The sequence below is a fragment of the Streptomyces sp. P3 genome, assembly GCF_003032475.1.
Taxonomy (GTDB): domain Bacteria; phylum Actinomycetota; class Actinomycetes; order Streptomycetales; family Streptomycetaceae; genus Streptomyces.
In genome coordinates, this window is sequence record NZ_CP028369.1 from 96,162 (window position 1) to 108,701 (window position 12,540).

8 protein-coding genes are annotated in these 12,540 nt (G+C 70.9%); 1 reads left to right on the plus strand and 7 read right to left on the minus strand.

Annotated elements, in window-relative coordinates; translation table 11 throughout:
• Positions 1 to 105 precede the first annotated feature (105 nt).
• Positions 106 to 2,226, minus strand: a complete 2,121-nt coding sequence (locus tag C6376_RS00310) for a type IIA DNA topoisomerase subunit B (RefSeq protein ID WP_107441550.1) — start codon at positions 2,224 to 2,226, stop codon at positions 106 to 108.
• A gap of 445 nt (positions 2,227 to 2,671) precedes the next feature.
• On the opposite strand from C6376_RS00310, the gene C6376_RS00315 reads away from it, so the two are divergent.
• Positions 2,672 to 2,902: a hypothetical protein gene (locus tag C6376_RS00315; protein ID WP_057575406.1), complete on the plus strand. Its 231-nt coding sequence runs from the start codon at positions 2,672 to 2,674 to the stop codon at positions 2,900 to 2,902.
• 123 nt (positions 2,903 to 3,025) lie between these two features.
• On the opposite strand, the gene C6376_RS00320 is transcribed toward C6376_RS00315, so the two are convergent.
• From C6376_RS00320 to C6376_RS00345, 6 genes are all read right to left on the minus strand, one after another.
• Positions 3,026 to 3,892 (minus strand): serine protease, encoded by an 867-nt coding sequence (locus C6376_RS00320; protein ID WP_107441551.1) that lies wholly within the window; start codon positions 3,890 to 3,892, stop codon positions 3,026 to 3,028.
• Between the two features lie 133 nt (positions 3,893 to 4,025).
• The gene (locus C6376_RS00325) at positions 4,026 to 5,576 is read right to left on the minus strand and encodes an RNA polymerase sigma factor (RefSeq protein WP_107448697.1); all 1,551 of its coding nucleotides are present in this window, start codon (positions 5,574 to 5,576) and stop codon (positions 4,026 to 4,028) included.
• 433 nt (positions 5,577 to 6,009) lie between these two features.
• Complete coding sequence (locus tag C6376_RS00330) at positions 6,010 to 6,897, minus strand: FadR/GntR family transcriptional regulator (protein ID WP_107441552.1); 888 nt, start codon at positions 6,895 to 6,897, stop codon at positions 6,010 to 6,012.
• A 162-nt stretch (positions 6,898 to 7,059) separates the two neighbouring features.
• Positions 7,060 to 9,249, minus strand: coding sequence for an ATP-binding cassette domain-containing protein (locus tag C6376_RS00335; protein WP_107441553.1), 2,190 nt, complete (start codon positions 9,247 to 9,249; stop codon positions 7,060 to 7,062).
• Positions 9,250 to 9,330: 81 nt separating this feature from the next.
• Positions 9,331 to 10,089: an NUDIX domain-containing protein gene (locus tag C6376_RS00340; RefSeq protein WP_107441554.1), complete on the minus strand. Its 759-nt coding sequence runs from the start codon at positions 10,087 to 10,089 to the stop codon at positions 9,331 to 9,333.
• A 95-nt stretch (positions 10,090 to 10,184) separates the two neighbouring features.
• Complete coding sequence (locus tag C6376_RS00345; protein WP_107448698.1) at positions 10,185 to 12,104, minus strand: glycogen debranching N-terminal domain-containing protein; 1,920 nt, start codon at positions 12,102 to 12,104, stop codon at positions 10,185 to 10,187.
• Positions 12,105 to 12,540 lie beyond the last annotated feature (436 nt).

A 12,540-nucleotide genomic window follows, 5' to 3' on the forward strand; every position in this document is an offset into this window, starting at 1 on the left:
GAGCCAGGGTGGATCATGGGTGGATCCGTGCGGCCGGGCTTCTCCACCCGAGGGTGGAGAAGCCCTGGTCCGCCCTTTGATGCGGCTGCTCGGAGGGCGCGGGGGTTACGCGTCGATGCGCGACCGGTCCAGGGTCGCCGCCGAGCTGGAGATGAACTCCTTGCGCGGGGCAACGTCGTTGCCCATCAGCAGATCGAACACCTGCTCGGCCGACTCCAGGTCGGAGAGGTTGATGCGGCGCAGCGTGCGGTGACGCGGGTCCATCGTGGTCTCGGCCAGCTGGTCGGCATCCATCTCACCGAGACCCTTGTAGCGCTGGATCGAGTCCTTGTACCGGACGCCCTTGCTCTGGAACTCCATGAGCCGGTCGCGCAGCTCACGGTCCGAGTACGTGTACACGTACTTGTCCTGGCCCTTCCTGGGCTGCACGAGCTCGATACGGTGCAGCGGCGGAACCGCGGCGAACACCCGGCCGGCCTCGACCATGGGCCGCATGTAGCGGTGGAACAGCGTCAGGAGCAGCGTGCGGATGTGGGAGCCGTCCACATCGGCGTCCGTCATCATGATGATCTTGCCATAGCGGGCCGCGTCGATATCGAACGTCCGACCGGAACCGGCTCCTATGACCTGGATGATCGCGCCGCACTCGGCGTTCTTCAGCATGTCGGTCACGGACGACTTCTGGACATTGAGGATCTTGCCCCGGATCGGCAGCAGCGCCTGGAACTCGGAGTTCCGGGCGAGCTTGGCAGTGCCGAGCGCCGAGTCCCCCTCGACGATGAACAGCTCGCTGCGCTCGACGTCGTCGCTGCGGCAGTCGGCCAGCTTCGCGGGCAGCGAAGAGGACTCCAGCGCCGTCTTGCGACGCTGCGCGTCCTTGTGCTGCCGGGCCGCGATACGCGTGCGCGCGGCGGCGACCGCCTTCTCCATCACGACCCGGGCCTGCGCCGCGGCATCGCGCTTGGTCGAGGTCAGGAAGGCCTTGAGCTCCCTGGAGATCACCGTGTTCACGATGCGCCGGGCGGCCGAGGTACCGAGGACCTCCTTCGTCTGCCCCTCGAACTGAGGTTCGGCCAGGCGTACCGTGACGACGGCGGTCAGGCCCTCCAGGGCGTCGTCCTTGACGATGTCGTCCTCGGCGACGCGCAGCAGTTTCTTGGCGCGCAGCACCTCGTTCATCGTCTTGGCGACGGCCTGCTCGAAGCCCGCGACGTGCGTGCCGCCCTTGGGCGTGGCGATGATGTTGACGAACGACCTGAGGTTCGTGTCGTAGCCGGTGCCCCAGCGCAGCGCCACGTCGACGCCGAGCTCACGGGTGACCTCGGTCGGTGTCATCTGCCCGTGGTCGTCCAGGACCGGGACCGTCTCCTTGAAGGTGCCCTGCCCGGTGAAGCGCAGGACGTCGCAGACCGGCTTGTCGGTGGCCAGGTACTCGCAGAACTCACTGATGCCGCCGTCGAAGCGGAAGGACTCCTCCCCCTTGCTGCCACCGTCGCCGAGACCGTACTCGTCGCGGACGACGATGGTCAGGCCGGGCACCAGGAAGGCGGTCTGGCGGGCACGGCCGTGGAGGTTCTCCAGGGAGAGCTTGGCGTCCTTGAGGAAGATCTGCCGGTCGGCCCAGTACCGCACGCGGGTGCCGGTGCGGTTCTTGGCGACCCCCTTGACCTTGCGCAGGCCGCCCGGCTCGAACTTGGCGTCGGGACCGCCCGCGGCGAAGGAGCCGGGGACACCGCGCCGGAAGCTGATCGCGTGCGTGTTCCCCCCTCGGTCCACCTCGACGTCGAGTCGGGCGGACAGGGCGTTGACGACGGAGGCGCCGACGCCGTGCAGACCGCCGGAGGCGGCGTAGGAGCCGCCGCCGAACTTGCCGCCGGCGTGCAGCTTGGTCATGACGACCTCGACGCCGGACAGGCCGGTCTTGGGCTCGACGTCGACGGGGATGCCCCGGCCGTTGTCACGGACCTCGACCGAGGCGTCGTCGTGGAGGATCACCTCGATGTGGTCGCAGTACCCGCCCAGGGCTTCGTCGACCGAGTTGTCGATGATCTCCCACAGGCAGTGCATCAGACCGCGACTGTCGGTCGAGCCGATGTACATGCCCGGGCGCTTCCGCACGGCCTCGAGGCCCTCGAGGACGAGCAGGTGCCGCGCGGTGTAGTTGGAACCGTCCCGGTCTGCTCCTGCCAGCAGCGCTGTGGACGGCACGGACGTTTCGGCGGTCACGCGGTTCGCTCCTCGCTGAATTTCACTTGGGGCCCTTCTGGGTAAGGGCGCGGCTCGGGTAGCCGCCAAGAGGGTACCGAGGCCTGGTAGAGCCGTTGTAACGCCACCCTCGTCCCAAACTCAGACTAGTCCAGCGTCGCATGCATGTTCGATCCCTCGTTGGAGTGAAGTACATATCACGTTCCCTTCGGGGCATGAACCATTTAGGCTCCGGGCACGTCCTCATGAACAAACCGGCAAGCCGGCCGGGAGGATCGAACCACGACCGACAGTGCGAAACCGTAAGCATTACAGACCACGCAATACGGCACATTCGCCGCCAAACCGGCAGCAGACGGCCACCTCGGAAAGATTTTTTCGAGGACAAGCCACGAGCGGGAACGTTTTGGGGCTGGTTGGATGTTGACCCTGGTACGACAGCTCGTCGAGCTAGAGAAGAGGCGACGTGACTACTGTTCTGACCCCCGCGAGCCCGATGACGGCCGCTGACCGCTGCGACCGCTGCGGCGCCCAGGCGTACGTACGCGTCGTCCTGCTCAGCGGCGGAGAACTGCTCTTCTGCGCCCACCACGGCCGCAAGTTCGAGCCGGAACTCAAGAAGATCGCCGCTGAGATACAGGACGAGACGGAGCGACTGACTACCGTTCCGGCGTCCGCCCTGGAAGAAGAGCGCTGATCCGACGCGTCCACGACGAGCCAGAGTCGGCACAGGCCGGCGAACGGGCGGCCGCCCCTGACACCAGGGGCGGCCGCCCGCTTCTCATCCGCAGTCCCGCCCCCCACCCGGGGATCGGCCCGCTCAGGGGCCGTCAGGAGCCCTGAGCGCGCCTCGGGCGGCGACATTCCAGCCGAGCGTCCGCAGAGCGTCGGAGACCCGCGTGTAGACGCCGGGGCTGCCGGGCCGTCCACAACCGCTGCCCCACGACACGAGCCCGATGAGCCGGCCTTGCGCGACCAGGGGCCCGCCGCTGTCCCCCTGGCAGGCGTCCCGGCCCCCGCGCGTCTCTCCGGCGCACACCATGCTCTGCGCGAGGTACGCACCGTCCGACGAACCCGGGTACGCCCGCTCACAGAGCGAGTCGGCCAGCACGTGCACGGGCGCCGCCCGGAGCGTGTGCGGGTACGCGCCGAACCCCGTGGTGTCCCCCCAGCCGTAGACCAGGGCCTCCCCGCCGGGCCGGTACGCCGTGTCACCCGCGGCGGCCATGCCGATGGCCGCTCCCGCCGGGAGGGGCGCGGCCAGCGTGAGCACGGCGAAGTCCCCGGCGTTGCTGGAGCGGTCGTAACGGGGGTTCACCCAGACGCTGCGTACCGCGACCTCCTGCCCCACGTCCGAGTAGAGGTCCGTGCGGCCGGCGACGACCTTGAGGTCCGAGACCCGCTCCGGCGGCCCTCCCAGGGCCTCCTCGCCCATGCAGTGCGCCGCCGTGAGCACGGTCGTCGAGCCGACCGCCACACCACCGCAGAACTGTCCCGAGCGCATACCTCCGAACCGGTCACGGCTGGACAGTGCGACCGTCCACGGGCTCTGCGAGACGTCGACCGGATAGCCCCCGAGGACGACGCCGTCGGAGGCGGCGGGGGCGGCGGAGGCCAACGGTATGACCATGGCCACGGCCGCGAGAATCAACGGCCGGGACAGGGCCCGGACCAAGAGACGTCGCATGAGGACTCCTCACTCTGAAGTGCTCCCTGAACACCCACAGTGATCCACCGCATGGCGGGACGCACCCGCGCGTGCACGCCGAAGGCCCGGGTCCCTGACGGGACACCGGGCCTTCGGCGGGTACGGAAGCAACCTAGTCGAGATAGTCGCGCAGCACCTGCGAACGTGACGGGTGACGCAGCTTCGACATGGTCTTGGACTCGATCTGGCGGATCCGCTCACGCGTGACGCCGTAGACCTTGCCGATCTCGTCGAGGGTCTTCGGCTGACCGTCGGTGAGACCGAACCGCATCGAGACGACGCCCGCCTCCCGCTCGGACAGGGTGTCGAGGACCGAGTGCAACTGCTCCTGCAGAAGCGTGAAGCTGACCGCGTCCGCCGGCACGACGGCCTCGGAGTCCTCGATGAGGTCACCGAACTCGCTGTCGCCGTCCTCGCCCAGCGGGGTGTGCAGCGAGATGGGCTCACGGCCGTACTTCTGGACCTCGATGACCTTCTCGGGGGTCATGTCGAGTTCCTTGGCCAGCTCCTCCGGCGTGGGCTCGCGACCCAGGTCCTGAAGCATCTGACGCTGCACGCGCGCGAGCTTGTTGATGACCTCGACCATGTGCACCGGGATACGGATGGTGCGGGCCTGGTCGGCCATCGCGCGGGTGATCGCCTGCCGGATCCACCAGGTGGCGTACGTGGAGAACTTGTAGCCCTTGGTGTAGTCGAACTTCTCGACCGCGCGAATGAGACCGAGGTTGCCCTCCTGGATGAGGTCCAGGAAGAGCATGCCGCGGCCGGTGTAACGCTTGGCCAGGGACACCACCAGACGGAGGTTGGCCTCCAGGAGGTGGTTCTTGGCGCGGCGGCCGTCCTCCGCGATGATCTCCAGCTCGCGCTTGAGCTTCGGTGCGAGCTTGTCGGCGTTGGCCAGCTTGTCCTCGGCGAACAGACCGGCCTCGATGCGCTTGGCGAGCTCGACCTCCTGCTCGGCGTTGAGCAGCGGGACCTTGCCGATCTGCTTGAGGTAGTCCTTGACCGGGTCGGCGGTGGCGCCCGCGGCGGCCACCTGCTGGGCCGGCGCGTCGTCCTCGTCGTCGTCGGAGAGGACGAAGCCGGCGCTCTCGGTGCCCTCGGGCTCGTCGCCCGCCTTGGGGGCGTCCTCGATGGCTTCTTCCTCGACCGGCTCGCCGTCGTCCTTCTTGCCGGCGGTCTTCTTGGCCGCCGTCTTCTTGGCCGCCACGGTCTTCTTCGCGACCGTCTTCTTGGCCGTCGTGGTCTTCTTGGCAGCCGCCTTCCTGGCGGGGGCGGCTTCTTCTTCTGCGGGGTCGTCCACAGCAGGTGCGGCCTGGGTGGCCGGGGCGGCGTCAGCGGTGGTCTTCCGCGTGGTCACCGTCTTCGCCGCGACCGTCTTGGTGGCGGTGCGCTTGGCCGGACTCTTCGCTGCGACGCTCTTTCGGGTGCGCTTGGGCTCCGCGGCACTGACCATCAGCGTCACACCCTCTTCCTCGAGGATCTGGTTGAGGCTGCGCAGTACGTTCTTCCACTGAGTGGCCGGAATCTGGTCAGCTTCGAAGGCCCGACGCACATCGTCGCCGGCGATCTGCCCCTCAGCCTTTCCCCGCTCAATGAGCGCCATGACAGAGACGGACTCGGCGATCTCCGGCGGGAGCGTACGGGATGTGCTGGCCGACACGAACAACCTCTCGGAACGTTGGAAAACGGCTTCCGGCCCCGTCCATGACGGACTGGAGCCGACCACCGGCCTGGGAACGGGCCGACGGCGCGGGCGGGGGCCGGGAGGATGCACAGCGCCTTGAACGGCGTCCGTATTCCCTCTGCGGCTGTCACCTCTTAGGTCATCGCGTTGTTTCCACAAGCGTTACGCCCAATCTTCGTGGCCCGAGTCACACCCCGTAAGCGTTCAAAAACGGTCAGACACGGGCAGAGGAGGTCACACCCGTGGTGTCTACCCACACCTCCGCCGCCAAATCCCGCCACGCAGACCGTCGGACCCCGCAGTTCCCGGGACGGGTCTCTGCGGGGTCCGACGGGGTGCGGGCGTACCGGGCCGAGGCCGGCGCAGGGGAGGGAAGACATCCCGGACGGTCCCGCCCGAGGAATGGGGGTCAGTGCTCGCGCGGCGCCGGCACGACGCGCTCCACCTCGGGGTGCACGGTGAGCAGCTGGCGCATGGCCACCTCGGCCGCCGTGCCGTCGCCCGCGGCCAGGGCGTCGACGATCCGGCTGTGGTGTGCCAGCGAGGCATCATTGGGCCGCTCACAGCCCGTGACCGGACCGCCGGAGACCTGCAGGGCGGACGACACGATCCCGGAAAGGTGCTCCAGCATGCGGTTGCTCGCCACCTGGATGAGCAGCGAATGGAACTCGGTGTCGGCCCGGGAGTACGTGAGCACGTCACCCTGTGTCATCGCGTGGGCCATGATCTCGACCATGTCGTTCAGCCGTTGCTGAACGTCCTCCCGTCCGTGCCCGGCGGCGAGGCGGGCGGCCAGCGGCTCGATCGTCCACCGCAGCTCGCTCAGCTCGCGCCGCTGGTCGTCGCGCTGGGGGCCGTAGGCCCGCCACTCGATGATGTCCGGGTCGAGAAGGTTCCAGTCACTCACGGGACGCACGCGCGTGCCGACGTTCGGACGGGCACTGACCAGGCCCTTGGCCTCCAGGACGCGCAGCGACTCACGGACGACGGTACGGGACACCTCGAACCGCTGGCCGATCTCCTCCGGCACCAGGGGGCGGTCTGCGCCCAGGTCACCCGAGACGATCATCTGCCCCAGCTGTTGGACGAGCTGGCCGTGCAGCCCACGCCCGCGGTTCCCCGTGGAGCGGCGGCCCACGCGGCCCAGCTCGGGCTCCGCGGACTCCCAGACGGAGGCTCCGACGCGGTCGGCGACGGGGGCCTCGGCGTAGGGATAGCGGTCGAGTTCGCCCGGGCCGGCCAGACCGGAGTCGGCGGAGCGGGCGGCGGTCATCATGGTGTGCGCAAGGGTACTCACGGATCCTTTGTCGGCGCTGTTTCCAACTCCCTTGAGGTCTTTGGTGAAAAGCACACGAAAGGGTGATCGCTCACCCCGTCGCAATTGACGCCTTATCGGAAAGAAATGGGCTTTCTTCGGGGAGTTGCGCACACGCGGGGATCGGTTGGGCCTGGACGGTCGTCATCGGACCCTGCCGCGCAGGGTCGTGAGCAGATACGCGCACAGCAGCGCGGCCAAGGACAACGTCATTGCCCCGCCGACGGGTTGGCCGAGCACGCGCGCCGCGGCGTCCACATATCGCTCCCCTCCGAAGGGCCACTGCACCAGAAGCGTCTCGCGCAACCGCATCGGGAGTCCGGCAGCCGCCCGCACGGACGCGCTCTCCACGGCCTTCTGTACGACGGGCACGACGACGACGGGCACCGCGACCACCGCCGCCAGTCCGGCCGTGGTGGACCGGAAGACTCCGGCCGCCAGCACCCCGGCCCAGGCACAGCCGACCACGAGCCCGAGCCAACTCACGCCGAGCGAGATCCAGTCCGCGGGAACCCGGGCGAGTTCCTGCCCGTAGACGAGGTAGAGCACCTCGGCGTCGCAGCCCACCGTGAGACAGGCCAGCGTCACGGCGGTGACCGCGGCGACGATCAGCTTTGCGGTGAGCACCCCGAGCCTTCGCGGCACGGTGCCGCGCCACCCCGCCAGGGCGGGGTGGCGGAACTCGTCCCCGAAGGCCAGCGCGCCGAGCAGACCCGCGCCGAGGGCCGCGGGCGGCAGCGGCAGCTGTACGGGCCAGGCGGCCAGCAGCCGCGCCTGGGCGGTGTGGCCCGCCCCGCCCAGCACCACGGCGGTGAATGCGGAGAGGAGCAGTACGGCGGCGCCGGTGAGGAAGCCGGTGCTGATCCCGGTGGCGCGGCGGATCTCGTAGCGCAGGGGGCGCAAGGGGCTGGGTGCGGAGCGCGGGGAGAGGGGAGGCGGCAACGCGGGAAGGCTGCCGGGGGTTCGGGCAGCGCCGCGGCGAGGGGCGGGCGGCGAGGCCGTGGGCTCGGCGCCGGACTCGAAACGGAGGTCGTCCACGTCTTCGGGACGACCGGTCGGGGCGGAGCCGGTCGGGGCAGGGCCCGTAAAGGCAGAGCCGGTCGAGGCAGGGCCCGTAGAGGCGGGGTCTGCCGGGGCGGGGTCGAGCGGAGTGGGGTGCTCCAACGACGCGACCACGGACGGACTCCCGGCCGAGAGCGATCGTTTTGTCCTTCCGGGGTCCGACTCCAACCGCGCCGCGCCTCCGGCCACGCTCCCCGCAGCCCCGCTTCCGCCGGCCGTTTCCTCCAAGGCCGCGTTCCCCAACGCCATGCTCTCGAGGGCCTCGCTCCTCAAGGCCCTGCTCCTCAAGGCCTCGTGTCGCGTGATCTTGTTGCCCGTGGCCTCGTTCTCCGCGGTCGCGCTCTTCGCGGACCTGCTCTCCGCGGCCTTGCTCCCTGCGGTCTCCTTTTGCGTCTTAGGCCCCATGTCGCCCGTCTCGTCGGCGAGTTGGTGGACGAGGATGCCGTGGCGGAACGCCGTCTCACCGACGTCGGCGCAACTGCTGCCATACACGGAGAGCCGGTTGGCGCCCTCCTGCACCACCTCGACGGAACGCTGCGCTGCGCGGGCCTCCCTGGTGAGCTGTGCGGCGAGGCGAACGGCGTGGGGGCTGCGGACGGCCACCCTCGGGCGCAACCGGGTGCGGGCGAAGTCGGCGGCCTCCTGGTCGGCCACGAGCCTGCCCTGCTCCAGGGTGAGGACCCGGTCGGCGACGCGGGCGGCCTCCTTCGGATCGGCCGTGGTCGTCAGCACCGCGCCTCCCTGCTCGGCGTGCGCGCTCAGCATCCCGTGCAGCCAGCGGCTCTCGCGTCCGGACAGCCCGGCGGCCGGGTCGTCGAGGACGAGGGTGTGCGGGTCGGCGAGAAGCGCGCAGGCCAGGCCTAGTCGGCGGTCTGTACCTCGGGAGAGGCCACCGAGGCGTTCTTCACGCAGGCTGACCAGGCCGACCGCCTCGAGCACTTCGTCGGCTCGCCGGACCGCGACGCCGGCGGCCGCGCACAACATGCGCAGGTGGCCGCGGACCGTGCGGGCCGGGTGTCCGGGCACATCGCCGAGGAGGACGCCGACCTCGCGTGCGGGGTGGGCGACGCGATGCAGAGGGCGGCCTCTGAAGTAGGCCAGGCCGCGGCCCTGTTGAAGTCCGAGCAGAAGTCTCAGCACGGTGGTCTTGCCGGCGCCCGGCGCTCCGAGCAGCACGGTGACGCGGCCCGCGCACGCCTCGAAGGAGACGTCGTCGACGGCAGGCGGAAGCGCCTTACGGGAATCGCTGGTCAGTCCGTAGGCCTGGATCACCTTCAGGAAGATAGCGCGCTATATCCCTTTTTTCCGTGTACCGCACGGCCGGTCGTGCATCCGGGGCCGCAGTGCCGGTTCTCAGACCTCCGGGCGCAGCATCGGCGGGTTGAGCAACGTCGCGCCGCCGGCCCTGAAAAGTTGCGCGGGCCGGCCCCCCTGCCTGGTGGTGGTGCCGCCGGTGGGGACCAGGAAGCCGGGCGTACCCGTCACCTTGCGGTGGAAGTTGCGCGGGTCGAGCGCCACGCCCCACACCGCCTCGTAGACACGGCGCAGTTCGCCGACCGTGAACTCCGTGGGGCAGAACGCGGTCGCGAGGGAGGAGTACTCGATCTTGGAGCGGGCGCGTTCCACTCCGTCGGCGAGGATCCGTGCGTGGTCGAAGGCCAGCGGCGCGACCGGTTCGCCGTCCCGGACGTGCCCGCCGTGCTGGAGCAGTTCCTCGACGGGCGCCCAGCGCGCGTTGCTCGCGTCGCCGCCCGCTCGTGGTGCGGGCAGGTCGGGGGCGAGCGCCAGATGCGCGACGCTCACCACGCGCATGCGGGGATCTCGCTCCGGATCGCCGTACGTGGCCAGCTGTTCCAGGTGGGCACCGTTGTCCTGGGCCGGGACCGAGGGGTCATGGGCGTGCAGCCCGGTCTCCTCCGCCAGCTCGCGCGCCGCCGCCTGGGTGAGGTCCTCGTCCGCCCGTACGAAACCGCCGGGTAGCGCCCACCATCCCTGGAACGGCGTCTCGCCCCTGCGCACCGCCAGCGCGCACAGGGCATGGCGGCGCACGGTCAGCACGACCAGGTCCACGGTCACGGCGAAGGGCGGAAAGGCTGACGGGTCGTAGGACATGCGGCGATCATAGTCGTCTTCCTGACGATAAACACGTCCTTCATCGGCCGCATCGATGGCCGACCCTCGCCGCGAATGCTCATGGAACGGAGAGGTCACGCGCCCAGTTGAAGGCCCTCGGCCGCTTCCTCCACCATGGCGAGTCCGAGCCTGCTGACCCGTACGGAGAAGGGGGCGTCCGCGACCCGCATTCCCGTGAGACCGACCTCGCCCAGGGGTGCGCCGGGCAATGGGCGCAGGGCGACGGTCCCGGCCGGCGCGTCGGGGCGGATGCCGACGAGAGCGGTCAGCAGCAGGACGCCCGCGGCCGCGGCGGTCGCGGCGGGCCGGCACGCGGCCGGATGGGGCAGCGGCGCGCTGCCGTCCCCGCGCTGCTCCGCGGCGTACATCTCCGGGAGACGGTGGCCGAAGGCCTCGGACGCAGCCAGCACGCCCCGGAGCAGCGCTGTGCTCTCCTTCTCGTAGCCCGCGGCGGCCATGCCGGCGAAAGCGATCGCCGTCTCGTGGATGCGCACGGCGCCGCTGCGGTGGCCGAAGGGGTTGTAGCCGACCTCGTCGACGCCGAGGCCGCGAAGTCCCCAGCCCGAATCCATGACCGGACCGCCGAGCAGTCGGGCGAGCTGCTCGGTCTGCACCTTGTCCAGCAGTCCCGGGGCTTGGGCGCCGCCGCCCAGCAGTCCGGTGTCGAGGAGATGGGCCGCCGTCGCACAGAGGTGGGGCAGCGTCCGTCCGTCCGGAGTGCGCGCGGCGGCGGGCCGACCGCCGCCGGGGTCGTCGATCCAGAAGTCCCGGCGGAACACGGCACGGGAGGTCCGGGCCCACTCCCGCAGGGTGCCGCCGCCCGGTCTCGCGCAGGCGTCGAGGAGGTCGGCGCCGAGCAGGGCCGCACGGTGGGCATGGGCCTGGGTCTCGCAGCGTACGGGACCGTCGGGTTGGGGGTCACTCAGGTAGGGCTGGTCCCCGACCGCGCCGCGCAACCAGGTCAGGCACCGCTCGGCTGCCGGCAGGAGTTCCTCCGTCTCGTGATCGGGCAGTCCCCAGCGGCGGGCCTCGGCGAGGAGCGCGGGAAAGAGCAGCGTGGCCTCCGTTCCCGTGCAGCCCGGCGGGAGGTACGGGCCCGCGTCCCGCCGGGGGCCGGGAATCATGCCGGAGCGGGGGCCCGGTCCGGTGATCTGGGTGCGGGCCAGGATGCGCAGCGTCCCCGCTGCGAGGCGCGTGCCGAGCGGCAGTGCCATACGGGCGGCGGCCAGGGCGTCGGCCGGGGCGAGACCGCAGCGCCAGGGCGCTCCGGCGGCCAGATGGGTGTCCGCGGGGTGGGCGGGGTCGCGCACCAGCAGCGCCCGCAGATCCTTCACGCTCGTCGCCAGGAGGGCCCGGACGCGCGGATCGTCACCACTGGCGCTCGCCGGAGCCAGGGGGCTGGTCGCCGTACGACCCACGGCCCGGACCGGTCCGGCGCCGTCCAGACGTACCCGCAGCTCCACGCGGACGCTGCCGCCGGGAGGAACGTCGAACTCCCAGCGCAGCAGTCCCGCGGCGGCGATCGCGTCGGCGGGCGGCGGTTGAGCGGTGACGTACGAGGTTCCGCCGGCGCCGGACCAGCGCAGGCCGGTGCCGTGGACGCTGGCGGGCAGTTCGGGAACGGCGGCGCCGGCCCCGATCGCGCCCAGGTCGGCCAGGTCGGCGCCGAGAGCCACCTCCACCGGCAGGCACAGCGGCCGGGCCGCGGCACTGCGCAGGGTGATCCGCTCGACGCCGTCCGCCGAGCGGGTGCGCTCGACGATCACGTCGGGGTCCGGGCCGCCGTGCGGCGTGACGCGCAGAGCGGCGACGAAGTGGGCGCAGTCGGCCGATGTCATCCGGGCCTGGACGACGAGCGGTTCGCGGCCCGCCACCCGCAGCAGGCAACGGGACAGGATCCGTCGGCCCGCGCGGTAGATCCCGTCGAGTCCGTGTCCCGTCAACTGTCCCTGGTCGGACGAGACGGCGAGGCCCGGCAGAGCGACGCAGATCATCGCCGTGTGGGCGGGCGGCAGTCCGGTGGTGCGCTGCGCGGAGGGCGGCACGGTGCCTCTGCTCGTCGGTGTGGACGCGCGGCGCGGCGCGCCCGCCACCGGGAAGCGGGGGGTGCCGCGAACGCCCCGGCCGGTGGCCGGGCCCGGCCCGCCTCCCGGCTCCGCCAGCGGCGAGGGATCCGGGGCACGGAGCGTGGCCGACCTCTGCGCGACCGGTGGAGCCGGCGGGGCCGGTGAAGCGGGTGGAGAGGGCGTCGTGGGACCGGACGCCGTGCGCGGGCTGTCGAGGCGGGAGCGTTCGTCGGCGGCGGAGGGCGGAGTCGGCTGGTCCATGGGTGACTTCTTCTGCTCTCTGTGCGCCTCGGGCATGGTCGAGGCCTGGTGGAAGGCTCCGGCAGGTGCGGATGCGCGTCGCGGGCCACCCGTACGGGCGCTC